Source organism: Bacteroides sp. OF04-15BH (assembly GCF_003477995.1).
Taxonomy (GTDB): domain Bacteria; phylum Bacteroidota; class Bacteroidia; order Bacteroidales; family Bacteroidaceae; genus Paraprevotella.
On sequence record NZ_QUEM01000005.1, the window covers coordinates 1,623 to 28,074 of the forward strand.

The window sequence follows — 26,452 nt, forward strand, 5'->3', positions numbered from 1 at the left end:
ATCTCTACACCCTCAATCTGGATGCACAATTGCCTTTCGACGTGACTTTCAATACCGACATGAATCTGTTTATGCGCCGCGGTTATGGTGACCAGAGTATGAACACAAACGAATGGGTTTGGAATGCCAATCTGAGCCGTTGCATCGACAAACGGAAAACCTGGGTTGTGAAACTGTCCGCCCATGATTTGCTGGGCCAGATCAGCGCGGTACGCAAAACAATTAATGCCCAAGGGCGTGTAGAAACCATAAGCAATACCATTACCCAAAACATCATGCTGCATCTGATCTGGAAATTCAATAAACAGCCATCAAAGAAATAATGGCTAGCAGAAAGGAAAGTATGACTTCATATAAAATCATTTTTCAACAGAAAATGGTAATACTGAGTGGGAAAGAAATAATAAAACAATTTGAAATTTGAGTACCTTCTGAAACAAAAGAAAGGGTCGTATCATCACTCCATACAGAGTTTGATACGACCCTTTTTCAGGTTATAGTTGCATTCTGTAACTTTAAGGAGTAGTCATTTTTGTTTTGACACCTCTCTTTGTTTCAGTAATGATAAAAGCTCACTCTGAGAATATTATTCCGCAGAAGCAGAAGAATCCTTCAAAGCGGCAGTAATCTGGGCTTCGATTTCCTCGCACAGTTCCGGATTGTCGCGCAACATATTCTTCACGGCATCGCGTCCCTGACCGATCTTGGTCTCGTTATAGCTGTACCAGGAACCGCTCTTCTTCAGGATACCCAGTTCGGTACCCAGATCCACGATTTCACCGATCTTTGAGATTCCCTCGCCAAAGGTGATTTCGAATTCAGCCTTACGGAACGGAGGAGCCACCTTATTCTTCACCACCTTCACGCGTACCTGATTACCGATCACCTCGTCGCCGTCCTTGATGCTGGTCACACGACGGATGTCCAGACGCACGCTGGCATAGAACTTCAGAGCGTTACCACCGGTAGTTGTCTCAGGATTACCGAACATCACACCGATCTTCTCGCGCAACTGGTTGATGAAGATACAGGTTGTGTTGGTCTTGTTGATGGTAGAAGTCAGCTTTCTCAAAGCCTGGCTCATCAGACGGGCCTGCAAACCCACACGGTTGTCGCCCATATCACCCTCGATCTCGGCCTTCGGAGTCAGGGCAGCCACAGAGTCAATCACGATGATGTCAATGGCTGATGAACGGATCAGCTGGTCAGCAATCTCCAGAGCCTGCTCTCCGTTGTCGGGCTGTGAAATCCACAGATTGTCTACATCCACGCCCAACTTTGCCGCATAGAAACGGTCGAACGCGTGCTCGGCATCAATGAAAGCGGCAATACCGCCGGCCTTCTGTGCCTCAGCAATGGCATGAATGGCCAGAGTGGTCTTACCGGAACTTTCCGGACCATAGATTTCAATAATACGTCCTTTCGGATAACCGCCTACACCCAAAGCAGCGTCCAAAGCAATCGAACCGGTAGGGATAACCTCTACCTGCTCCACATGCTCGTCGCCCAGCTTCATGATAGAACCCTTACCGAAGTTCTTCTCAATCTTATCCATTGCAGCCTGCAAAGCCTTCAGCTTTTCATTGTTGGGGGCTGCAAACATATTCATTTCTTCTTCTTTTTTTGCCATAGTCGTATAATTTGCAACCGGAGTTACTTGAGTTTGTAGTTCAAACTCCTGGTCCGGTCATTTTTACTTTTCCTTCTTTTCTCCCCGCTGAAGATATAATGCCATATCCTGCGGGCTCTCTTCGTGCGTTTGCTGTATGACTCGAAATCCTCGGTGCGGCTGTCAAAATCCTCCTTCCAGCAGGAATCCGGAGAGATGTAACAGTACGTCAGATCCTGAATCATCCAGCCCCTGTCTGCCTCATTCTGCTCCAGAACCGTCAGATTGTCCTTACCGGGAATCAGACAGGTTATTCCGTGCCGCACGCAATAATCCTGCAACGGAAGCAACACGGAATCATAAACCTCTGAAATGCGGGCCATAGAGAAATTGGAATAGCTGGTGTGTTCTCCAATTTTCTGCACGGGACGCAACTGCAGCACATCAACCGGCACCACTTGCAGCAGCTCCGGCAAACGGGCCAGTTCCTCCACATTGTCCTCATTCATGGTATAGTTGATGCGAATCTGAAACGCAGGATAGCGCTTCTTGAGATGTCCCAGAGTTTGCAACAGGGAAGTAAACTGCTCAAAACTACCGTTCGTCATGAAATACTCATAGGTTTCCTTGCAGGTTCCGTGCACGGAAAGCGTGATTTCATTCAGTCCGGCTTCTACATAACGCAGCAGTTTCTCTTCGTTAAGCAGAAATCCATTGGTGGTCATGGATATGTATGGAACCCCACAGGCACGCGCCTTACGGATAATCTCCTCCAGTTTTTTATACAACGTGGGCTCCGCCCCGCAACCGATCTGCAACTTCAGGGCACGGTGAAACAGCGCTTCAGCCATGCGGTTATAGTCCTCCAGCGCAAGAACTCCATGCAGTTCCCTGCGTCGGGCCTCATCACTGAAATAACACATGCGGCAACGGAAATTGCAGGATAAAACGGGGTCCAGAAAAACACCAATATATCTTCTGCCCGTCTGGTGCAGAAGATATATTGCAGCTAGTTTCAACCGATAATTCCGGAGTTTACCAAAAATCTTGAAGAGTCTGTATATGTTACTCATTTCGATTACAATTCCAGATCACCGTCGATCACCTCATGCCAAGGCAAACCATACTGGTTCAGTGCCTCCATGAATGGATCCGGATCGAACTCTTCTACGTTCCATACACCGGCTTTCTTCCAGATTCCCTTGAGGAACATCATGGCACCGATCATGGCCGGTACTCCGGTAGTGTAGCTTACACCCTGCATACCGGTTTCGAGATATGCCTCGTGGTGGCTACAGTTGTTGTATACGTAGTAAGTCTTTTCCTTACCGTCTTTCAAACCACGGATGCGGCAACCGATTGAGGTCTCGCCCTCGTAGTTCTCTCCCAAATCCTGCGGATTAGGCAACACTGCCTTCAGGAACTGCAACGGAACAATCTTCATGCCGTTATAATCCACCTCGTCAATACGGGCCATACCGATGTTCTGAATCACGCGCAAGTGAGTGAGATATTCCTGACCGAAGGTCATCCAGAAGCGGGCACGCTTGATGGTCGGGAAGTTCTTCACCAAAGACTCCAGCTCTTCGTGGAACAACAGGTAAGAGTCGCGCGGACCGATGTTCGGATAGGTCAGATCCTTGTGGATTTCCATCGGCTTGGTTTCAATCCACTGTCCGTTCTCATAGTAACGTCCGTTCTGAGTGATCTCACGGATGTTAATTTCCGGATTGAAGTTTGTGGCGAAAGCCTTGTGATGGTTACCGGCGTTGCAGTCCACGATGTCCAGATACTGGATCTCGTCAAAATGGTGCTTGGCAGCATAAGCGGTGTATACACCGGAAACTCCCGGGTCGAAACCGCATCCCAGAATAGCGGTCAGTCCGGCCTCTTCGAAGCGCTGCTTGTAAGCCCACTGCCAGCTGTACTCAAAGTGAGCCACGTCTTTCGGCTCATAGTTTGCGGTGTCCAGATAGTTGCATCCGGTCTGCAAACAAGCCTCCATGATGGTCAGGTCCTGATAAGGCAAGGCCAGATTCATCACGATGTCCGGACGGAAGCTGTTGAACAGTTCCACCAACTGCTCCACACTGTCGGCATCCACTTGTGCCGTTTTGATATTCGGATTTCCGATAGCCTTAACAATCGCGTCGCATTTTGACTGCGTACGACTGGCAATCATAATCTCAGTAAAAACTTCAGGATGTTGAGCCACCTTGTGTGCAGCCACAGTAGCCACACCACCAGCTCCGATAATCAAAACTTTTCCCATTTCTTTTTGATAAATTCTAGGAGTTAGATAATTAATTAATAACAAGTTTCACCTGTCCGGTTTGTTCCGGCGGATTGAGTTCTATGCAAAGATAATCATTTTTTTATTTTATGATTTCTTTTTACGTATTTTATTTGAACTCATCGCCACGAACGCCTAAAGCGCTCGTGAGTGAATAGCCCAATATGTCATTCTTGAAACGCTTGCTGTTCAGCGGTTCCATGGTCAGCAGGGTGACATTCTTCTCGCCTTCCACATGATCCATGATGGCCATCAGATCGTAGACCGAAGCTTCGGGATCGGGCACCACAATCAGATTCTTCACTTCCTTGGCGTCGGCCAGGGTTTCAAAGGCCTGGGCAAAGAACTCCGATGCCGACACCAGATTCTCCACTTGCAGAGAACTGATGGAGAAGGTACCCAGATGCGGGTCATCAAACCCTTTTCCGTCGAGTTCCTGACTGAAGGAAGCCGGCAGGAAATTGTCCAGCTGCTTCTTCTCCTTACTGTGAATCAGCACCACCTGTATCTCGTTGGCTCCGGGAGTCACGCCTCCGTCCAGTGCGGCGCATACCAACCAGTGTGCCAGATCGGCCTTGGGGATGCGACGGCCCAACATACGCTCGTAGTTTACGCTCAGATCAAATGCCACGCGGTCCACATAGTCGGCCTGCACCAGAATCACGTGTTCACTCCATTTTGTTGTTTCCATATATTTCCGTTCTATTCCTTATTTATATTATAGCGAAAGGCTCTTGAGCAGGGTTCCGTCCAAATGATAGATGGAAAGCACCTGGTCGTCGAGCAGGGCGAAGGTAGGCGGATTACCTCCTTTCGGGAAGGTGATGGAACCGGTGTTGCACACCACTGTTCCGTCCTCGGTTTTCTCCAGTTTCCAGAGATGGGTGTGTCCGTACATAAAGACTTCGGGACGGCCCTTCGGCATATTGCTTTCGGAGTACACGTGTCCGTGTGTCAGGAAGAAACGGCGGCCACGGTCCACCAGCAGCGCATAGTCGGCCAGCACCGGGAAATCCAGCAGCATCTGGTCCACTTCCGAATCGCAGTTGCCACGCACCGCCACAATACGGTCGGCCCGTGCGTTCAGGCGCTCGGCAATGCCCTTGGGGTCCAGTCCTTCGGGCAGCCCATTGCGCGGACCGTAATTCAGGATATCCCCCAGAATGCACAGCATGTCACACTGTTTCTCGTCGTAGAAGGCCAGCACCTTGTCCAAAGCAGGCAGCGAGCCATGAATATCTGAAACAATTAAATATCTCATACTTTTATATCGGTTTACAATAATGTATTATTCTTTTTTTGTTCCCACTGTTCTATCGGCATGCTATACAGCCATGAGGTTTTCTCTTCCTTGCGCTCGGTGAAATACACATAGGAGATGTCGTTCTCCACAATGTGAATATTGTCGTTCGGAGTCACCACGAGCAGTTGCAGGTGCAGCTGCTTGCAAAGGTTGATCAGATAGCGGGCCTTGGTTTCGTCCTGCGCCTTGAACGCCTCGTCAATCGCAATGAAGCGGAAGGAGTTGGCCTGCGCCCCGCTCTTGGTCAGTCCGAACTGATAAGCGATGGCCGATCCCAGAATCGTATAGGTAAGCTGCGCTTTCTCACCACCCGACAGATGCCCCATATTCTCATAAGTCGTTTCCTTGCGGCCGGTGCTCTGGTTGAACTCCTCGGCCTTGTAGGTAAACCATCCGCGGGCATCCATCACCTTGTCGCGCCAGTCTTCATCTTCCAGGCGGCGCATCAGCGGTTCGATATGGTCGTAGAAATGATCGCGGCGGCCCTCGGGCGAAGCATTGATGCGCTTCACATCGGGTATGGCTTCCTCCATCATCTTGCGGAAGGTGCGCACCTCTTCATTGATCCGCACATTGGTCACCAGCTGGATATAGGTAGACGGTGCCTTGCGGTACTCAATCCCCTTGAGCGACTCGTTGAGCATGGCAATGTTCTCTTTGATGGAATCCACCCAGCTGACAAAGAACATGCGGAACTCGCCCACCTTGTCGATCAGTGTTTTCTGGATATATCCGTCAAACTGCTTTTCATACTTCGGCAGATTCTCCTTTTCCAGACGGGCCAGCATGGTCGTATAAGCCTCGATCAGCTCAATGTGATTGGCATCGGGCAAGGCATCCACATCCGAACGCCAGTCCTTGAAGCGCTCGGTGATTTCCTCGTCGGGATGCTTGAAGGCCGCAATCAGAATCTTGGCCTCATCCTCATAACCGCGCTTTTCGGCCGCCAGACGTCCGCGGGCACGCTCGTTCTTTTTCTGGAACTCGCCGCGTTCCTGCTTCAGCTGGTCGTAGGTCAGTTCGCAAAGATAAGCATATTCTTTTTCAAAATCGGTAAAGAGCAACGATTTTATGGAAGCGATGACTTTCTGATTTTCGCTCAGCTCGGTCTGGGTCTGTTCGATCAGATGTTCCTGTCCGAATATCTCCTTGGTCTTGGCTTCTATCGCCATTTGCGACACCTGTTTCAGTTCCTCGCGTACCTTTTCCAACTGCTCGTGCAGGGTCTTCACATGATCACTCTCCCGGCGCAGCGCTTCCAGACCGTCCATCTTGTTCTGATACTGCTGGGCATAGTCCGCCCAATCCATCAGCTCATAGTCGGTAAAGAGTTCCGTCAGCTTGCGCAAGGCATCCTGCTGCTGCTCCAGAGCACGGCGTTTCTTCTCCAGCTCCACCTGCTGCCCGCGCTTCTCGTTTTCCTGTTCCTGCATCTGGCGGATTTCCTGTTGCAGCAGGCGCAGTTTCTCCTGGTTCTCCCAGCCCAGCACATAGTTCTCACGCTTCAGCACATGCGGACGGTCGTCCTTCTCATGGCGGTCGCCCGAGGTCTTGATCAGTCCCTCGCGGGTCACGGCCTTCTCCTTGCACCGCTCAAAATCTTCGAGCGACGACACACAGGTATAGTTGAATTTCTCCAGAATCGTATCACGCACCCACTCCTCATATTCCGTAGTGTCTTTGATCTCGATCTTGGAGATGAGCGTATCCTCCGGCCAGTCATAGAGCGAGGCATTGTTCAGTCCGCAATAAGGCACATAACGGAAAAACAGGATGCGGCCTCCCACATTGTTTTCGTTCAGGTACTCAGCCACCTGATGATAATACTTCTCCGGCACCATCAGATGAAGGGCAAAGTGATGCAGGATCTTCTCGATAGCTACCTCCCACTCTTTCTCATCATCCCGCACCCGGATCAGCTCACCGACGAAAGGCAGTTCCTCCTTGGTGGCTCCCGTATGGCGGAGCAGCGCGTCGCGGATTTCCATCTCCTTGGCCGGAATATTGTTTTTGTTCTTGCGGATCAACTCCACATATTCCACCTGTTCTTTCAGTTCCTTGGCCAACTCGTTCTGCTCATTCTCCAGAGCGATGGTCTGACGGATGCAAGCCTTCTGCTCGTCACGGATACGCTCGCAACGCACGGCCGCCTCTTCCTGCTGTTTCAGGAACGTGTCTTTCTGCGGATTGGTTTTCAAAGACAACTGTTCGGCCAACCGGTTGTATTCGTCCATCTTCTTCATGCGCTGGTCACGGAGTTCGGCCAACTGACGGGCCTCATCCTCCAGTTCCTTCACCTTACGGCCCACCTCATCCTGTTCGATGGCGATGGCCAGACTACGCTCTTCCTGACGAAGTTTCTCTTCCTTGGCACGCAGCTTCTCCAGCTCTTTCTGAAGCTGTGTCTTGCTTTTCTCGGCCCAGGACAGACGCTCCTCTCCCATGTTGATGAGCTGACGGGCAAACCAGTACACTGCCGTATCCTTGTCCATGCTCAACTGCTTCAGACGGTCGTCGGCCTGCCCGATCTTATCGGCCAACGCCGCAATGGGACGAAGCATCTCAATCTGCATACTGGCCTTCTCGATGTTGTTCTTGGCCTCGATCAGCGTGGTAAAACTGTCCTTCAGCTGGATATACTGCCCCTCGGCATCCAGTTCCTCCAGCATGTTCGTGCGAATAAAGTCATCCAGATCGTCGAGCACCTTGACACCCACAATCTGGTTAAACAGACTCAGCGCCTTGACCGAACGCATGCCGAGCAACTGGGTCATGCGCTCGGCATATCCCACCGGACCGTCAAAGAACTCCACCATCGTGCGCGGTCCCTTATAGGCCGCTTCCAGACGCTTGCGCCAGTTGCCACGCCCATCGAACGGCTGGAAGTCACGCTGAATCTCCAGCGGACAATGCGCCAGACCGAAAGTACGACGCAGTTCTCCCGAAGAGAACCAGCGCACCTGAAACACGGTAACCACATGCTGGTCGTCCGTATTCATGAAGCTGGCCAGCAACACCGAATAAGTACTCTGGTCGCGCAGAGCCTGGGTGGTCACCGCATTCTCGCCGTCCTTCTGGATATTTCCATAGTGTCCCAACACATAAGTTTCCTCCGTACGGTTTCCCTTTTTCTCCACACCCGACGACTGATTGTAGAAACGGTCTTTCTTGGCGGGTACCATCAGGGTGAGCAGCGCATCGATCAGCGTACTCTTTCCGGAGGCATTGGCACCGGTAAGCAGGGCATTGTTTCCCTCGGGTGCCATTCTGAATATCTTTTCGTGAAACGTTCCCCAGTTGTAGATTTCCATATACTGCAACCGGAAACCCGACATTTCGGAACGTGTATTAAACAGACTCAACATACTTTTCCAATTCTTGCTTAAATTCCAACAGCTGATCCAAAGTCACTTTCTCCTTGATAATGCGGTGTATCTGATAAGACACCCGGTTTTCGTTGCGCTTCTCCACCAGGAAGCCCAACTGCACGATGCGGGCAATATAGGCATCCAGCTCGTTGAGCAGGCGCACCCGATTGAACTTCTCGGGCAGGAATAGCTCCACCCGTTCCTTGATGTCATCGGCCGTGAGATAGCACTCTGTGGCATAAAGCTCATCCAGATTATTGTCAAAATCTTCCAGAACCTGACGCAGAATCACCAGAATCACGGAAATCTCAAATCCCAGCTGCTTACGGGGAACCAGTCCCACGGTATTGCCTTCCTCGTCCGTAGTCTGACGGATATAGGCAAAACCTTCCTCACGTTTCACAATCAGTTCGATACCGATCTGCATCAGGTATTTCTGAATCTCGGTCTGATAGTGCAACACATCCTCCCAGACGCGGTCTGAGGCATTTACGATTCCTTTCAGCAGGCAGACAACAGCTCTTGCATAAGGCGCTCTTTTATTCTCCATCATAGTTTATCTGACAATAATTATTTCGGGTACTCGGATCATTTTGTTCTCGGCGGTGTTGAACGGCACATCTACCGTCTTTTCGGTATGCACATGGTAACGGAACTCCGACAGCAGACCGATGTAGCCGAACAGTTCGGCCAGTCCTTTTTCCAGTCCGCCGTTGCGCTCGATCACTTCGGCCAGCGACACCTGTTTCTTGCGTTTCAAAGCCGTAAGGACGCGCTGTTTCAGAATGCCGCGGTCCACCGTATGCGTGGCAAAGAGGGCGTCGGCATAGTCGGCCTGTGTGATATCGGAAGCCGCCACCTCAAGCACCTGTCGGTACACCACTTCGGTGTTGCGCTCCAGAGTGAGCTTGCGCTCCGCAGGCATCCTGATTTCGGGAAACATCTCCACGGACAGGGAAACCTCGGGCTTGCAGTTCTTCTGGGCCAGTTCCAGCAGAGTGGCCTGAATATCCTGAATCAGTTTGCGGGCAGCCACCTGTTTCGGCGCTTCCTGCTCGCAAATGATCTTGCTCAGTTTTTCGGCCATCTTGTCGTTGGCCTGATATACTTTCTTTCCGGCGGCATAAAGATACTGCTTCATGTTGCGCAGGAACTGGTCACGCTCCTGAATGCTTTTATGGTCGAGCGTTTCAAAGAGTCCGCTCACCAGTTCGTCCCACTCCTCTTGCAGGGAAGGACTGAGCAGGAAGTCCCAGAAAGCGTAGAAGCTGCGTCCCTGCGGACTATTCTGCAAATCTTCCAGAGCATCGAACGTGAATCCCAGAATGTCGCCTTTGGTATATCCCCCCTCGGCATGCTTCTGATAGATGCTCTTGGTGATATTCTTGAAGTTCTCCTCCACCTCCTTGAAGTCGGAAAGCAGGTCTTTGGCCGACTGGGTGATCTGCCGGAAGCGCGGACGAATCTGATATTCCTCAAACACCCGGGCATCTCCTCCGGCACGGATGGTCTGTATCTCGTGTTCTATCTCCTGCTTTCGGGCTTCGAGAATACGGATACGCTCATCCTTGTCTTCATTGGTAAACTCCACCAGCTCTTTCATCTGGGAGAAAAGATTCATGAACTTGGACTCGGTGCCCACAAAATCCTCCTTCTTCAGACTCAGAAGCCAGTCGAGCGTCTTGCTGGCATACGACGAAAGTTCGTAAAACACCTCGCCCGTTTCTTCCTGATAGTTCCGCAAAAATCCCTTGTCGGTCCAGCGCATGATATACTTGCGCGCCTTCTCGTCATAGGTGTCGAACACCGAAATGCCGCTCTCCTCGTCCTGGTCCAGATGCTCCGCACACAGATAATCGGACAGCTGCACGCAGAGGTGCTCATAGGCCACCGGATCGGGCTTATGATAGAAAGTGCGATACAGAAACAGCAACACCAGCTCCCGGTTGCGCAGACGCAACAGTTCCACACTGGGCGACGTGGAGATGATTTCAGACAAAATACTGTCGTTCAATGCCATGATTTACTTTTTCTCTTCTTGATTATTTACGGGAAAAGAGGCCTGCCGCTGGAGCAGACCTCTTTCTATTCTTTTTCACTCAGACAGCAAACCGCACCGGCGGATCACTGCGGATAAACCAACTGTTCGTCGGTGATGACCTCCAGCACCTCGGTCAGATACTTGTTGGCTTCCCAACGGGCCATAGGCAGATCCTGCAACAGATAGTTGCCACAGTCCTTTGCCGTAGCTCCCGGAATCTCTCCTTTATAGTCTGCAATGAAGCGGAAGGTTTCCAGCATCAGTCCCAGAATATCCTTCGACTCCAAATCACCTTTCACCAACAGGTAATTGCCGGTAAGACATCCCATCGGGCCCCAATACACGATACGGTCGGCCCAAGTCGGGTGATTACGCAAGAAAGTTGCCGCCAAATGTTCAATGGTGTGGATGGCACCCTGTCCTAACGCCGGTTCGCGGTTAGGGTTCTTCATGCGGATATCAAATGTGGTGATCACCTCATCGCCCACATAATCCTTGCGGGACACATAGATGCCACGCTGCAGGCGCAAATGGTCTATCGTAAAACTTGGAATTTTCTTCATCGTCGTTCTGATTATTTGGTTAATGTATTCGGCAGAGCATTCAGAAAACATTGGGTCACGCCAAAAGAACGGTTGGCCATCTCGCCCCAGAAATTCTCATACTGCTCTACATGATCCTTCACTCCCGGCGTATCGCTGATGATGCGGAAACTCAGGAACGGCACTCCATACAAATGGCATACCTGAGCAATGGAAGCCGACTCCATATCCACGGCCAGTCCTTCGGGGAAGTTTGACTTGATCTTGTCCAGCTCCGCACGGTCGGTAATGAACTGGTCGCCGCAACAGATCAGTCCGTCATGAATGCGTGTCGGTGTGTCCAGATTCAGCGCACACTGCAACAGGGTTTCGTTGGCTGTAAAGCGTGCCGGCATGCCCTGGATCTGTCCCAGTACATTGCCCATGCCGCACCACACGTCGTGATAGACAATTTCGCGGCTCACCACCACATCCATCACTCCTACCTGCACATCAATGCCTCCGGCCACACCGGTACTGATCATCGCGTCGGGCGCAAAGGTATGAATCAGTTCAATGGCTCCCGCGGCAGCGTTCACCTTACCGATGCCACACTGCAACAGAATAATCTCATTTCCGCCGGCCTCACCGCTGATGCAGGTAAAAGGTCCGGCCTTGCTTTCCGTCTTGTTATTCAGATTTTTTGCCAGTTGCTCAAACTCTGAGCCCATGGCTGTCATGATTCCTATCTTCATTTTCTATTTATTTAGGTGTAAAATTACGATAAAAATGAGGGAATGCAGATACGCCCGTTTCTCTTTTAAAGTTTATTAAGGCTTGCTTCCCGACGCATGTATCTCCCGTCACCCCAAAAACCTTACCCCATAAAGAAAGAAAGGTGCAGGACTTCCATGCAAAAAAGATAACAAATATTCTGTTCCTTTCAAAAAACGAATTTTCCCTACTTGCACCCGAAACATTTGAAAGCTCCGTAAACAATGAGGATGTTACTGCTACGATTATGGTAAACAAGTAAGCTATCAGCATTGATTATTTTCATTTTTCTTGTCAAAAGAACAACAATCATATCTTAAACCGCTCCATTATTGATTCTCTCGAACTGAATTATCTTGCTTTATCTTTTCTGTAGATCATATTTAGCATTTAAATCTAAAATTCATATCTAAAAAGATAGAAAGAACCACCAAGACATCAACATTTCTTTATTTAATTTCAAAAACACACTGCTATTTGTTATAAATTAACATAATAAATTTGCACTATTTAAATCCATTCTCTTCCTTCGCAAAAGAATAACAAAAATAATGCAAACCATGAATTCACCCGTTTATTTAAATCGAATCTCTTCATTCTTACCAAACTCTCCGGTAAGCAATGACGATATGGAGCTATATTTAGGAATGGTCGATGGAGAACCGTCCAAAGTCAAGCCAATTATTCTGCGTCAGAATGGTATAAAAAACCGATATTATGCCTTGACCAAAAATCAGGAAATAACGCATACCAATGTGGATTTGGCTAAATGTGCTATTGAAAAATTAGGCTTTTCTAAAGAAGAACTGAGAAAAATCCAGTTTCTTTCCTGTGGAACCTCCATGCCTGACCAATACCTACCCTCTCATGCAGCGATGGTACACGGTGCCGTATTCGACCATCCCTTAGAGATTTCATCTCTTGCAGGAGTATGTATGTCTGGATTAATGGCATTTAAGGTGGCATATATGTCTATTCTTTCTGGAAATTCCCAAAATGCAATAAGTGTCGCGTCTGAATTAATATCCCCGACTATGCTTGCAAAGTTTTTCACTGAAGAAATCAAGCATAAAAAGGAAATTGGAGAGAACCCTTATCTTGCCTTTGAAAAGGACTTTCTTCGTTTTATGCTATCCGATGGTGCTGCGGCAATGTATCTAAGCAATACCCGAGAAGCTGATTGCTGTTTCACTATAGAATGGATCCGTACTTTCTCTTACGCCAACAAGCAACCGGCATGCATGTATATGTGGGCTGAGAAAGAAAACGACGGTACTCTTCGGGGTTGGAAAACATTTAATGCCAAAGATATTGAAGAAAAATCTGTTTGGTCGCTCAAGCAAGATGTACGGCAACTAAACAAATATGGAATGACATTATTTGTAGACGCAGTTGAAACTTCTTTGGCACAGGCAGGAATCGATACGGATGATATCACATATGTGGTGCCTCATCTCTCATCCATGTTTTTCTATAAAATTCTAGAACAGGAATTCCAAAAAAGGAACATTGACTTGCCAACGACAAAATGGTTTACGAACTTATCCAGTGTGGGCAATATAGGTGCTGCATCGCCATTTGTTGCACTTAATGGTTTGATAGAAACGAAGTGTCTGAAGAAAGGCGATACCATCCTGTTGATTGTTCCGGAAAGCGGTCGTTTTTCTTGTGGAACTGCATTATTGAAATACGTTTAACCACTATATTACAAAAGACAGACCTTAACAAAATATTTAATATAATCATTGCTATCAGCATATCAATATGTTTAATCTCCTGTTCCAAAAACAATAAGATACAGGATGAAATGGAACGTTTCTACGGCCAACGTGTGATGCTTCATTAGACAGTATGTTGTGTATGACAGACGGGAACTCGGGATACATGGAGCGTAAAATAGCAGATGACTATAAATTGGTTATGTATTATGACTCATCCGAATGTTCATCGTGCCGTCTTAAAACTCTGTATGAATGGCAGGATGTTATGGACAGTGCATCTTCGTCCGGACATCCAATAGACTTTTACTTCGTTTTTAATGTTCCCGGAAGACGTTTGGAAGAAATTAAGGGCACTCTTGCTACTTATGCTCGAGGCTTGCCTGTATATATAGATACAACAGGCGTGTTCGAAAGAACGAACCCTTGTCTGCCCCACTTGTCGCAGATGCGTCCCTTTCTGCTAAACAGAAAAGACACGGTGGTATTGGTCGGAAATCCCGTGCATAACAGCAGTATTGAGAAAATGATGTGGAATCTGTTGAAAGAAGGCAAATAATACTATATGAGCTAATCCGTTCAGATGTGTAGCTAAACATTTTAACCACATCCGTCAACAAATCTAAATCATAAAACCATGAATATCAAAAACCTTCGCCATATCTTCATAGCATTTCCCATCCTGATTATGAGTGGGTGTGTGAAAGGCTTACCGGATCATGAAGATGCCGATGCGTGGGAGATGTACCGCACACTGGCCTACTACAAGTATGTGGAACGGGATACATTGAAGTATGCCGCTGCCCAATACCTGATAGAAAACATGCCGTATCACAGTTCCAAGGCACGTATATATAAGGATAATGACACATTGGCAAGATGGCAGCATGAGACAGACAGCATATATTACTCATTTGTACACGGATGTACCATGAAAAACTTCCCATGGGACACATTATGGCATGTGAAGAAGACGCGCCGTGAACTTATTGAGGCTGACACACTGCCCGACGCCATCGTAGATCATCGCATGCTCTGTGACCTGAAGGAACTGAATTTCGATTTTCTGACAGAGCATATAGACAATGCCTTCCGTGTATGGCATGAATCACCGTTTGCCAGGAAACTGACTTTCGATGAGTTCAAGGAATATATTCTGCCCTATCGCTGTATTGAAGGTTATGGGTTCAATGAGACTGGCAAAACCTACCATGATCTCTTCGCCAAATATGTTATGGCTGACACGACCGCTGACATACGTACCACAATACAGTATTATAATGCAGCCGTGAACAATCTGCGTGACCTAAACGGAAAGACACACCGCACACATCTGGCTGGAATCTATGACCTGTATTCCCGTGATTTCCATGATTGTGTTGACATAGCTAATTATGGTTGCAACATATTGCGTGCCTGCGGTCTGCCGGTGGTAGTGGAATACAACATCTGTTATCGCAGTCTGCCGGGGCGACACTATCATTGCAGTGTCTATAACGACTCTACCGGAACATGGCAAACATTCAATGCCGAAAGTTCACTGCCGGGCGATGGAGACTGGGCATTTGCCGAGACGGCCAATGTGTATCGCACAACATACGCTCCACAAAAGAACACGCCACCTTTCCTGAAAGCAGACGATGAATATGTTCCGGAAATACTGAACCGTCCCTGCATCAAGGACGTGACATCCTATCTGGCACCTACAACGTCTATTACGTTGCCCTTCAAGGAGCAAACGGCAAACAATCTTGCCTACCTTGCCACTTTTCATAAGACCAATGACGGACTGATACCGGTCACTTGGGGCAAGATAGACAAGAAAAACGCTACTGTGACTTTTGAAAACGCCATGCCCGACATGCTTTATTTCCCCGTTTATTATCCGGATAACGGACACAAAGAGTTTGGTGATCCATTTTTCATAGAAATGGCGGACAACTTACCCGTGATCAGAAAGGTACCATACACGGGCCATACAAAAAATACCCGTAGTACAGTGATACTGACGCGCAAATACCCGCGTAAACCCAATATGAAACGTGTGGCAGAAGAACTGGTAGGAGGACGTTTCATCGGCTCGGTTAAAGGAGATTTCAGCGATGCCGTCACTCTTCTGGAAATCAAGGAGCCACCTGTACCTGCTTTATTGACCTATCCTTTGAATCGAAAGGGACGTTATAAAAGCTACCGTTTTCAAGCCTCTGAAGAGCATCCGTATGCCCATATTTCCATATTGGAATGGCTAACCCCCGACAAGTATAGATATAACAACACCATGCCTGCCCTGCGCCGCCACATTCTGTCACCGGCCGACACTGCATTGCTGGGCCGTGAGTCCGGACTTGTACGCCTGATGGATGCCGACAGTTGGGACAAAATGTCGTGGAAAGCAGAGTATGACGGTAATATGCAGACTGCGCCGAGTCCATACCCCAATATTACCCTTTGGCTGAAAGAACCGCAGATAGTGACGCACGTACGTTTTTCTCCCAAGAATGCGGACAACGGCATCTGTGCCGGAAATGAGTATGAGCTGCATTACTGGAACAACGGATGGCACTCATGCGGAACGGTCCGGGCAAAATACGAATATGTGGAATTTGAAAACGTCCCGCAAGGATGCCTGTACTGGTTGGAAAACAGAACGCAAGGTGGAGAGGAAATGCCGTTTGTACTGGATGAACATGGCCTGCAAAAGTTCATTTACTATGATATAATCAAAATATAAACCATTAAAAAATGAAGAAAGTACATTATATATTGCTTGCCACAATGATGCTTTTATCCTCTTGTGGAAAAAAGAAATTCGCAAACGAAATATTGCAAATGCAATCTCGTCCTATAGACATGACACCATGTGAGGAAGCATATTGTTATGAAGAAGGGAAAGAAGTAAAATATAACTGTAAGGACTCTACATACAAATTAGTCATATACATTGATTCACTTTCCTGTTCCCCTTGTTTCGTTTCGCATATGCTGGATTACATGGGAACGGTGGTCGATTTTGATTCGGTTGGAGTAAACACCTTGTTTATATTTGAACCAAAGGGAGAACAAAAAGAAAGTTTGGTATCGTCTTTAAAAGAACTAGCACATCCGATTCGAACTATAATTGTTCCAAACGGGAAGTTTTCATCTGCCAATCCACATTTGCCATCATCCCCAATGTTGCATAGCTTTTTGCTGAACGGGAATAATGAAGTAATGGTTGTCGGTGATCCCGCCAAAAACGCCAAAATTAAAGAGTTAATGTTAAACAGCTTGGAAAGATAATCTTATGATAAACCACATTTCTATATAATATATTAATCTACAACAAATAAGGAAGGAGGTGTAAGTAGTTAGTATACACGCTGTAAAATATATTAAAGCAGTCTAGTCATAGGATATTATGCAAAAGGTAATGGGATATACTTAGCTTGACCCATAAACTAAGCAGAAAAAAGTTATAAACGCATTTAATAATATTGAAATATGAAAAAGAATATATTAGCAACAACTATAGCTTTGGCAGCATTAGTAGGATATATCACATATGAAACACAAAGTAATACTCAAATAGAAGTATTCTCAGCTAACGTAGAAGCGTTGGCTGATGATACAGGCGAAGCAACTGAAGTTGGAACATGTTATATAGAACAACCATTTACTTCTTGTACGGATTGGTTATTATTTTGTGATAAAGATACTGATAATAATCATATTTACCCTTGTCCAAAAGACAAGAATTATAGAGGATACAGTAGTATGTGTACAGATCGTTGCACAAAATAAATCTAGGCTGGCTCTTCCTATTTTTCATACAAAGATTAGGAAGGGCAGCCTATTTAAATAACAATACTCAACCACAATCCAATCGTACAATGAAAACAATATATTGCGTTTTACTTCTATTAGTATTAGCTTCCTGCAACAACAAAGGTCAGGATACAGACATTTTCAATGGAGATATCATCAACATTGAGGAGCACGCACCGGAAAAAGAGGTCGAATTTAAGAAACTCACATTAAAAGGTCTTAACTTTGGGAATCTTGCCATACACGATTCCCTTGTATTCTTTATGAATCCAAAATTACAATCGAAATGGTTCCAATTATTTAATTGTCATACGCTTGACGAAATGGGAGAATTTGTCGGAAAAGGAAACGGACATGAAGAATTCATAGCAGTAGGACCTATCTGGAATTTCTACACTGAAAATAACGAGCTAAAGACATTGATATTTGATGGGAACAAAGAATCTGTGAGCGTTTGGAACATAACCAAAAGTCTTACAAGTAAATCAACAATCATAGAAAAGGAAATCAAAATGCCGTGGAAAAAAGAAAACCGTGGAGCGTGTTTTAACGAACTTCTTATAAAGGATAGCTGTACACTATATGCCAAGGTCTCAGCAACTCCAATAAATGATTACGATGCGTCATTGCCTTATTACCAAATAAGAGATTTGAGAAATGGGGAAAAAATATCTGATATACACATCTTTAAGAAAAGCATTGTCAACAAGCAAACAAAATTTCTACCGCAAACATTTTTCTATTCTCATGACGCGATGAAACCTGACGGAAGCAAAATAGCACAAGCTATGCTACATGTGCCGCAACTGAATATTATCGACACCAAAAGTAAAGCTGTAACAGGTTACCGAATGAATGAAAACATGAGTTTATCCGACTTGGAAACCAGTAAAGAACTAAAGCCATACTTCATACGTATATGTGCTGATGACAACTACATTTACACTGTGTTTTGTGGAAAAGCAGCATGGAAGGTAAACGAGGTTCCTTGTGTGAACCATATATACATCTTCGACTGGGAAGGCCATCTTGTCCGTAAGATCATCACCAAACATTGTATAGACGAGATCGCAGTAGACGGCATAAACAAAATACTATATACCACATCGCCTATGGACGAGAAACTATATTACATAAAAACGGATGAACTAATAACTGGAGCTACCCTCTGAAAGCAGATAATTCAATAACATCATACGATTTTCAACAAGGTATGGTATAAACAATATGCATTCTTTACTCAATAAAATTCTGATATTATCCACGATAGTCGTACTGTTCTCGCTATTATATCTGGGAGGTCGCGTCTTAGTAGCCGACCAGTTCATCATTCCCACATGGTCCATGTCACCAACATTGGTAGCAGGCGACCGTGTGGTGGTGAACAAACTCATCATGGGGGCGAGACTGTACACTGATTTCGACTTCAAGCAGAACGGGCAGGAACTGAAAAGCATACGCATGAAAGGGTTACGCGGGTTAAGACATAATGACATTGTGGTTTTCAACTACCCTCAGGTGGGCGGACGCATAGCATTCAAAATCAACTATGTGTACTGCAAGCGATGCGTGGCGCTACCGGGCGACACGCTGAGTATTGTGAATGGGATATACAAAAACAACAATTATGGTGACACATTAGGGCTGCACACCGTGCAACTGCGTCTGGCAGCCGTAGACGAAACCCAATACAGTGCCGAAGCACGTGCCGTCTATCCGTTCGACGCACGTGTGGGCTGGACATTCAAGAACATGGGACCTCTGTATATTCCACGCAAAGGAGACATCATGACACTGACACCCAAAGAAGGAACCGTGTACAAAGTATTGCTGGAATTCGAGACCGGAAAAAGAGTCACCGTAAACTGGGATAAGGACCTCGTGTTATTGGACGGTAAACCCACAAACAGATATGAGTGGACAAACAACTATTACTTCATGGCGGGCGACAATGTATTCGATTCCATGGACTCCCGCTACTGGGGATTGGTACCCGAAGATTATATCGTAGGCGTAGTGCAGATGATCAGTTATTCTAAAGATAAAGAGACAGATACAATAAAATGGGAAAGAACATTCTTGGAAAGATAGACACTTGGCTTACACTGTGGTTCATCGGCTACGTGTGCAATACCTATGCAGTGTCACACACACCATGCAGTCATGCGTTTCTGTGTACATGCGGATGGGCAACACTGTACATACTGTTGCGCATCCTTCCCATAGAACGCATCGGAAAACAGCATTGGGCGTATGGTTGTGCGGTTCTGGGGGTGTGGCAGGTGGCTGTGGGACTGGGACAACTGTTCGGAGTATGCAGTTCTGGACACTATTTGTATGCCGTGACCGGAAATTTCTTCAACCCCGCTCCCTATGGGGCATTCATTGCCGTGATGATTGCCGTGGTGATTGCCGTATATAAGGAGCATCCCGGTCGTATTCTTGGCGTTGCTGCCATAGTCATGACCGTAATGCTCCCTTCGGCTTGGAGCCGTGCGGCGCTGCTGGGCTTTGCAGTAAGCCTGGGAATCATGTACCGCGCGTGGATAAGAAATCACTGGCGCCAGGTAGGTATCTTTGCCGTTGTGATTCTTGTGATATTGTATTTCTTGAAACGCGGATCAGCTGACAGCCGCATGCTCATGATCCTGGTCTCGTTGAGGACATGGGCAGACAATCTGTGGGTAGGAACCGGCACAGGCAGTTATCTGCAAGCTCTTGGTGAGGGGATGGCCACATATTTCACCAGTCATCCGGATTCCCTGTTCATTCCAAGCGTGGGGATAGCCGACCGGCCTTTCAACGAACCTCTGCGAATGGCCGTAGAACAGGGGATGGTAGGACTGATTCCATTTACAACAGCTATCATACTCACGGCACGTCGCCTGTGGATTGCCGGAAGTCCGCTGTTCTATGCCCTTGTATCCCTTCTGGTGTTCTCCATGTTCTCTTATCCTTTCACCATACCGGCATTCTGTGGCATGCTGTCTGTCATCATGGCCTACGCAGCCAATCTTGAAAAGCAATATCTGTTTCGTCCGATGATGGTATTTCCGTTTACCGTAGTCGGCATAAGTTGTACGTTCATTTGCGTTCTGCTGCTCCCGCGTATGGAAGCAGAAAAGGATTATGACCGTTTTTCGCAGATACATGACGAGGCGTTCATCAAAGACTATTATGAATTATTTCCCTTGTTGAATGATAATCCGCAATTTCTGTTCGACTTCGGATCGCTTCTGCGGGACTGTGGCAGATATAACGACAGCAACGCCATGTTACGACAGGGCACATCGCTCAGTGCTGACCCGATGTTCCATATTCTCATGGGGCGTAACTATGAAGATATGGGGGAGTATGACAAAGCAGATTCGTTGTATGACCATGCTTTCCACATGGTACCCAATCGCATCTATCCGCTCTACCGAAAAATGAAACTGTACGAAGCCATGAGTGACACCACACGCTGCAAGGCAATGGCATGCCGGGTACAAAACTTTCGTGTCAAGGTAGAATCACCGGCAACACGAGATATGAAAAAGGAAGCCAAAGAAATTAAACAAAGAAAAGGCAATATTGCCAAATAATCAATTAAAAACAATGTATTATGAGAAAGAAAAATTTATTATTATCATGTGTAGTAATTTTTATTGCCATCGCAACATTTGTTGGCAAAAAGAGTTTCAAATCACATGTTTATCAGAGTGGCGACTTGCTTATGTCTAACGTAGAAGCTTTATCTACGGGAACTGAAGAAGACAATGATTGTGCTTACAAAAATGGTTATACAGCTTTCACTCGCAAAAAAGGAGGAGGTTATGACTGTTGTAAAATTTGGGTGAATAAAGCCCCTGAGAATGAACATTGCAGATAACAAGTTTTTTGCCTCCGTCTGTGCGGAGGCAAAAACAGATTAATAAAATAATTATGAATATAGTTAGTTATATTTCCAAAACAACATTTCTTTCACTGATTTTCCTTATCTCGTGCAATACCCGCACAAGTAAGAGTGTCGATACATCAGTACTATCAGTAAACGACACACTTCACTATAAAGTGACAGAAACATTAAAAGTCCCATTGTACTTTAATTTATGGGATTGGAAAATTACATCAAACCATATTGTATTCTTTCATCAAGGAAAAGAACAATACGTTACATTGTATAATATTGCAGATACTAGTATGACTTATACAATTGCAAATAAGGGAAAAGGAAACAATGAATATCTATCTTGTTGTTGGTGTAAAACAAAAAAAGACAATGAAATTACTTTATATGACATCATGAAAAGTGCTCTTCATATTTATGACATAGGAAATAAAAATGCACCAATCATAAAATCTTATACTCTGCCAACAGATGACAGTGGACTGACATTGCCATATACCAGTATGGTACATTATAAAAATACACAATACCTCATGAAAGAGGATGGCAATGAGACCAACTTACGCTTGGTTGATCTGAATAGTGGAAAGGAGATAGCATCATACCATTGTGTATATAGAGATAACAAGCAAGAACCATATACACCATACGATTATTTGTTTCATGTAATTGATAATAAAATCATTTTGTCATATTGCTATTTTGACAGAATAGAATTATTGCAAATTAAAGATAATACGTTGGAACTGATAGCTGCTTATGGTGAGAAAGACAACTTTAATGTGCCCAAAGATTACGATTTGCTACAATATTCTTATTTATATACAGCAACAAAAGATGATAATTTTTACCTTTTAAAAAGTCGTGAAGGGCAAGACGAAGGAGACGAAATCCTAGTTTTAAATGCTGATACTCACAAATCGTCAATAATTAAATTGCCAATACCGATAAAGCTGCTTAATTTTGATACAAAAGGAAGACTTGTTGGTTACAATGAATCTGATTCAGGCTCTGTGATTTATACGTTTCAAGAAAAGGAATAAAGTTCAATCATGGCAGGAGTACATTTACCTGTCCTCCTGCCTATGCATGCACATTTTAAATAAACAATATTCACATATTAGAGGATGGCTTTCGTAATGGCAAGAACCATGCATATCATATACGTTTCCTTGCAATTCTCTTGAAATCAAGAGGATTAAAGTCAAAAGGAGTCAGGGAGCGTACCGAAATGACACATATATCTGTAAACTCATGGATCAAACGATTCAAGACAGAAGAAAATTCCGGACTAGAAACTCGTCTGGGCTTTAGTCGTAAGCCGATTATGAATTGTTCGGACGAAAAAGTAGTCCAAACAATCCATCGAGCAGAACAGGCAAAACCTAAAGAAAGCCAAGGCAGCGTGACAACAAGCATAGGGCAAAGAGGCGAGCGAAAGTACGTTCAGGGCTTTTTATTAGCATTTGGGCGAGATATAGACGTATAAGGAAACGTCCAAAGGGAAAACCTTCGCTACAGCTCTATGCATACAAGACCAAGAAGTTCCCAAAAACCAAATGTCCGACAAAAATCAGACTGACTAACCTTTATTTCGATGATGAAAGTCATATCTGCACAGAAGTATATGTGTCTTACGACTAGCAGTTCCGCGGTGAGGATATCTTTCTCCCATCGCAAAGAAGATACAAGCTCAACTTCTTCGGCATGATTGACCGGAACAACCGTTATGAAGGCTTTTCCACGAATGAGAGCATCACGACCGGTAAAGTCTCTGATTTCCTTGACCGACTCTCTTTCTGTATCAAGAAAATATGTTTGTGGTTCTTGATAATGCAAGTATCCATCGCGGAAAGTTGTTTGCAGAACTCAGACACATATTAAGAAAAGCGTGGGCTTTTTCTCTCCTTTCTGCCTCCACTCCCCACATTTGAATATTGCCGAAACTCTGTGACGGATACTCAAGGAAAATGGCTCAGACCTGCAGATTATCTTTCTACAGATTCCCTGCTTTACGCTACTAACAGAGTATTGGATGCAATGGGTCCTGAATTGCCTATCAATTTTGCCCATGTGGCTTAGTATAAATTAAATTTTAAGACTTACTTATGCGATTGTTTTATATCATACTAAATAGTATACACCGCTCGCTCTGCATATTGCTTGGAATAGTATTTATCCTGTCTGCAATAACAAAGGCCTTCAGCCTGAAGACGTTTGGAGGTGAAGTCATGCTTTACCTCGAAATATACTTCAACGGCTGGCTGAGCAATTACAGCATTCATGTAGCCGGGCTTGTCTGTCTGGCAGAATTGACAACAGGTATTTTCTACCTTTTGCCTAAATTCAGCCGTTATGCCAACCTGGCAGGCCTTGCAGCATTGTCGTTTTTCGTTTACCTGACAGGGGATAACTATTTCAATCCATCTGTGGCAGGCAGGATAGAATCCTGCGGATGTTTCGGGGAGCTGATTCATTTCACTCCGTTGCAGTCTTTCATCAAATCGTATGTACTCTGGGTGATTGCGTTGATTTGTATGGTAGGCGGAAAAAATCGTTAACTAAATAAAATCAGATTAAGTTTAACCATGAGAAAAACCTTGTTGATATTATTGAGCTTATTGGTACACAATGTGGCGAATGCCTCCTTGTCACTTTCTCTGTCCGAGGCCATACGTCTGGCACAGGAGCATTCGCTCGATGCACAAGTGGCGCGTTTTACCTTTCTGGGCAGTTACTGGACCTACCGTTCCTATCGGGCCGAACTGTTGCCGTCGGCATCGCTGAGTGGTTCGCTGCTCAATTATGACCGTTCCATCACCAGCGTACGCAACTATGAGGACGGACGTATCAACTATGTGGAGAACAACTCGCTCACCAATTCGCTCACGCTGTCTGTCAGCCAGAACATAGCAGCCACAGGCGGCACGGTGTCGTTGCAGTCGTACCTTTACCGGTTGGACCAGTTCACCTACGATGAACGCACCTACAACACGCAGCCGCTGCGCCTTACCTATGACCAGCCAATACGTACCTACAACTCACTCAAATGGCGTCGTAAATCGGAACCGATAACCTACGAACGCGCCAAACGTCAGTACCTGGAATCCATGCAGAACATAGCCGTCACGGTTACAAACCTTTATTTCTCGGTACTGTCGGCCCAGTCGGACTACAAACAGGCAGTGGCCACGGCCAACGAACGCGGGCGCCTGTATGAACAGATGCAACGGCGCTTTACGCTGGGCACGGTGACCAAAAGTGAGCTGCTCCAGCTTGAACTCTCGGCAGTCAATGCCCGCATGGCTCTCAAACGCAACCTTCTGACACTGGACGATGCCCGTTTCCAACTGTTCACTTATCTGCAGGCCGCACGATGGGATGAAGTGGAGCTTCTCGTGCCCGAGAACGTACCCGATATCATGCTTGACGAACAGGAAGTGATACAGCGTGCCATGCAGGCCTCAACCCACAGCATGACACAAAAGCTCAGCCTGATTGAGTCGCAACGGAATCTGGCAGAAGCCAAGTCGCAGCGCGGCGTACAGGTTTCGCTGCACAGCGAACTGGGCCTGCGCAACACAGCCGACCGCATAGGGGCGGCATACCGGAATCTGCAGGACAATGAAATCGTAGGACTTTCTGTTTCCTTACCCATCTTTGACTGGGGCATGAGTAAGGGACGGGTGCGTATAGCCAAGGCTAACCTTGACATGGTAAAGACTCAGATAGAACAGGAGGACCTGAACTACCGGCAAGAGCTGAAACGCCTGGTGATGCAATTCAACCTGCAGTATGAGCAATGCCGTGAGGCCGCCCGTGCAGAAGAAATAGCCGACGAGCGTTATACGCTCACACTGCAACGCTTCGAAACCGGCAGTATCAGTGTGACCGAACTGAATACCGCCCAGCAGGAAAAGGAGTCGGCGCGCGCCCAATATATCAGCCAGCTGCAGACCTATTGGAACAACTATTATAACATCCAACGCCGTACCCTTTGGAATTACATCAACAACAATGAAATAACAACCGACTTTAATAAACTTGTAAAATGATAAAGCTCCTGATTCCCCTATCACTGTTTTTTCTCATCTCGTGCGGCAGCAATGAAAACAACAAGAAAGCCGACTCCACAGAGATGCAAACCGAACAGACCGAGAACTATGTAGATACGATGACACTACGTCTCACGGACTTTAACCGTGAGGTGGTGTGCAACGGCCGTCTGCGTGCCGCCGTAAAATCCATGCTGGTACCACGCCACAACGACATCATTACCTCTATTCATGTGTGCGAGGGACAATGGGTGGAAAAGGGTACACTGCTTGCCGTTACGGACGAGACCAACTATCTGCGCGAAGTGGAACGTGCCGAGCGCGATCTGGAAAAGACACGGGTTGATCTGGCCGACAAACTGCTGCAGCTGGGTTATGAAGTGGATGCCGACCTGAATCCCCGAAGCGATATTCCGTCTGATATCCTGCGCCGCGCCGAAGTCACATCCGGATACTATGCCGCTCAATATCAGTTGCAGACGGCACGCCGCAACCTGAGCGACTGCCGGCTGACAGCGCCGGCCAGCGGACGCATAGCCGATCTGGAAGCACGCCTGCACCAGCGGGCGGAGAAGTTCTGCAACATCATAGACGACACCTCCTTCGGTGTGGAGTTTCATGTGCTGGAGGCTGAACTGCCTGCCGTATCCACGGGTCACCGTGTACGGATAACCCCCTTTACCGATGACAGTCTCACGGTTTCGGGAAGCATCGTCAGCGTCAACCCCACGGTCAACGACAAGGGAGTTATCAAGGTGACGGCCCGCATTCCCGGTCACCGCGATCTGGTGGACGGCATGAATGTGCGTGTGGTGGTGGAACGAAAGGTGCCGCGCATGTTCGTCGTGCCCAAGGACGCCGTGGTGGAGCGCGACGGCTACAACGTCATCTTCCTGTACGACCACGGACACGCCCGCTGGACCTATGTTGACATTGTGGCATCCAACATCACCGGTCATGCCATTACGGGCTGTGCCCGCAAGGAAACCACCCTGCACGAGGGGGATATCGTAATCACCAGCGGCAATCTGAACCTGGCCGATGATACTCCTGTTAGAATCAAGAAATAATACAATA

General features: G+C 46.6%; 23 protein-coding genes and 1 pseudogene. 14 read left to right on the plus strand and 10 right to left on the minus strand.

The genetic code is table 11. The annotated features are described in order from the left end of the window. Positions 1–323: pseudogene (locus DXA74_RS03305) on the plus strand (hypothetical protein); the annotation flags it as partial. A 263-nt stretch (positions 324–586) separates the two neighbouring features. Here DXA74_RS03305 and recA read toward each other — a convergent pair. The 10 genes from recA to DXA74_RS03355 all read right to left on the minus strand — a co-directional run bounded on the left by recA (position 587) and on the right by DXA74_RS03355 (position 11,890). Further along, positions 587–1,630 carry a recombinase RecA gene (gene recA, locus DXA74_RS03310; protein ID WP_118525414.1) on the minus strand — a complete coding sequence of 348 codons (1,044 nt, stop codon included), beginning with the start codon at positions 1,628–1,630 and terminating at the stop codon, positions 587–589. Positions 1,631–1,653: 23 nt separating this feature from the next. Further along, positions 1,654–2,682, minus strand: coding sequence for a radical SAM protein (locus DXA74_RS03315; protein WP_118525415.1), 1,029 nt, complete (start codon positions 2,680–2,682; stop codon positions 1,654–1,656). Positions 2,683–2,687: 5 nt separating this feature from the next. Then, a complete protein-coding gene (locus tag DXA74_RS03320) occupies positions 2,688–3,881 on the minus strand; it encodes a saccharopine dehydrogenase family protein (RefSeq protein ID WP_118525416.1) in 1,194 nt (397 codons plus the stop codon). A 130-nt stretch (positions 3,882–4,011) separates the two neighbouring features. Further along, positions 4,012–4,593 carry a DUF6621 family protein gene (locus DXA74_RS03325; protein WP_118525417.1) on the minus strand — a complete coding sequence of 194 codons (582 nt, stop codon included), beginning with the start codon at positions 4,591–4,593 and terminating at the stop codon, positions 4,012–4,014. Positions 4,594–4,620: 27 nt separating this feature from the next. Further along, positions 4,621–5,163, minus strand: coding sequence for a phosphodiesterase (gene yfcE / locus DXA74_RS03330; RefSeq protein ID WP_118525418.1), 543 nt, complete (start codon positions 5,161–5,163; stop codon positions 4,621–4,623). A 14-nt stretch (positions 5,164–5,177) separates the two neighbouring features. Beyond that, on the minus strand, positions 5,178–8,570 hold the full coding sequence (locus DXA74_RS03335) for an ATP-binding protein (RefSeq protein WP_118525419.1): 3,393 nt from the start codon (positions 8,568–8,570) through the stop codon (positions 5,178–5,180). Continuing rightward, complete coding sequence (locus DXA74_RS03340) at positions 8,554–9,126, minus strand: DUF4194 domain-containing protein (RefSeq protein ID WP_118525420.1); 573 nt, start codon at positions 9,124–9,126, stop codon at positions 8,554–8,556. The genes DXA74_RS03335 and DXA74_RS03340 overlap by 17 nt, the downstream gene beginning before the upstream one ends. Positions 9,127–9,129: 3 nt before the next feature. Continuing rightward, a complete protein-coding gene (locus DXA74_RS03345) occupies positions 9,130–10,593 on the minus strand; it encodes a DUF3375 domain-containing protein (RefSeq protein WP_118525421.1) in 1,464 nt (487 codons plus the stop codon). Positions 10,594–10,697: 104 nt separating this feature from the next. Beyond that, complete coding sequence (locus DXA74_RS03350) at positions 10,698–11,177, minus strand: S-ribosylhomocysteine lyase (protein WP_118525422.1); 480 nt, start codon at positions 11,175–11,177, stop codon at positions 10,698–10,700. 11 nt (positions 11,178–11,188) lie between these two features. After that, on the minus strand, positions 11,189–11,890 hold the full coding sequence (locus tag DXA74_RS03355) for a 5'-methylthioadenosine/adenosylhomocysteine nucleosidase (protein ID WP_118525423.1): 702 nt from the start codon (positions 11,888–11,890) through the stop codon (positions 11,189–11,191). Positions 11,891–12,469: 579 nt separating this feature from the next. Here DXA74_RS03355 and DXA74_RS03365 point away from each other — a divergent pair. The 13 genes from DXA74_RS03365 (at position 12,470) to DXA74_RS03430 (ending at position 26,445) form a co-directional block, all read left to right on the plus strand. Next, positions 12,470–13,606, plus strand: coding sequence for a StlD/DarB family beta-ketosynthase (locus DXA74_RS03365; RefSeq protein WP_118525511.1), 1,137 nt, complete (start codon positions 12,470–12,472; stop codon positions 13,604–13,606). Between the two features lie 163 nt (positions 13,607–13,769). Further along, complete coding sequence (locus tag DXA74_RS03370; RefSeq protein WP_147401014.1) at positions 13,770–14,186, plus strand: hypothetical protein; 417 nt, start codon at positions 13,770–13,772, stop codon at positions 14,184–14,186. A gap of 78 nt (positions 14,187–14,264) precedes the next feature. Next, positions 14,265–16,358 carry a hypothetical protein gene (locus DXA74_RS03375; RefSeq protein ID WP_118525426.1) on the plus strand — a complete coding sequence of 698 codons (2,094 nt, stop codon included), beginning with the start codon at positions 14,265–14,267 and terminating at the stop codon, positions 16,356–16,358. A gap of 11 nt (positions 16,359–16,369) precedes the next feature. After that, the gene (locus tag DXA74_RS03380; RefSeq protein WP_147401015.1) at positions 16,370–16,906 is read left to right on the plus strand and encodes a hypothetical protein; all 537 of its coding nucleotides are present in this window, start codon (positions 16,370–16,372) and stop codon (positions 16,904–16,906) included. A gap of 201 nt (positions 16,907–17,107) precedes the next feature. Then, positions 17,108–17,407 carry a hypothetical protein gene (locus tag DXA74_RS03385; RefSeq protein ID WP_118525428.1) on the plus strand — a complete coding sequence of 100 codons (300 nt, stop codon included), beginning with the start codon at positions 17,108–17,110 and terminating at the stop codon, positions 17,405–17,407. Between the two features lie 89 nt (positions 17,408–17,496). Beyond that, positions 17,497–18,603: a BF3164 family lipoprotein gene (locus DXA74_RS03390; protein WP_147401016.1), complete on the plus strand. Its 1,107-nt coding sequence runs from the start codon at positions 17,497–17,499 to the stop codon at positions 18,601–18,603. 55 nt (positions 18,604–18,658) lie between these two features. Continuing rightward, positions 18,659–19,522 carry a signal peptidase I gene (lepB, locus tag DXA74_RS03395; RefSeq protein ID WP_118525430.1) on the plus strand — a complete coding sequence of 288 codons (864 nt, stop codon included), beginning with the start codon at positions 18,659–18,661 and terminating at the stop codon, positions 19,520–19,522. Continuing rightward, entirely contained in the window at positions 19,495–21,015 is a 1,521-nt protein-coding gene (locus tag DXA74_RS03400) for a hypothetical protein (protein ID WP_118525431.1), read from the plus strand. Before lepB ends, DXA74_RS03400 begins: the two co-directional genes overlap by 28 nt. Positions 21,016–21,035: 20 nt before the next feature. Next, a complete protein-coding gene (locus tag DXA74_RS16185; RefSeq protein ID WP_147401017.1) occupies positions 21,036–21,302 on the plus strand; it encodes a hypothetical protein in 267 nt (88 codons plus the stop codon). Between the two features lie 53 nt (positions 21,303–21,355). Next, positions 21,356–22,363: a hypothetical protein gene (locus tag DXA74_RS03405; RefSeq protein ID WP_118525432.1), complete on the plus strand. Its 1,008-nt coding sequence runs from the start codon at positions 21,356–21,358 to the stop codon at positions 22,361–22,363. Positions 22,364–23,479: 1,116 nt separating this feature from the next. After that, positions 23,480–23,881 carry a MauE/DoxX family redox-associated membrane protein gene (locus tag DXA74_RS03420; RefSeq protein ID WP_147401018.1) on the plus strand — a complete coding sequence of 134 codons (402 nt, stop codon included), beginning with the start codon at positions 23,480–23,482 and terminating at the stop codon, positions 23,879–23,881. A gap of 27 nt (positions 23,882–23,908) precedes the next feature. Next, positions 23,909–25,375, plus strand: coding sequence for a TolC family protein (locus DXA74_RS03425; RefSeq protein ID WP_118525434.1), 1,467 nt, complete (start codon positions 23,909–23,911; stop codon positions 25,373–25,375). Then, on the plus strand, positions 25,372–26,445 hold the full coding sequence (locus tag DXA74_RS03430; RefSeq protein ID WP_118525435.1) for an efflux RND transporter periplasmic adaptor subunit: 1,074 nt from the start codon (positions 25,372–25,374) through the stop codon (positions 26,443–26,445). The genes DXA74_RS03425 and DXA74_RS03430 overlap by 4 nt, the downstream gene beginning before the upstream one ends. The last annotated feature ends 7 nt before the right edge of the window (positions 26,446–26,452 follow it).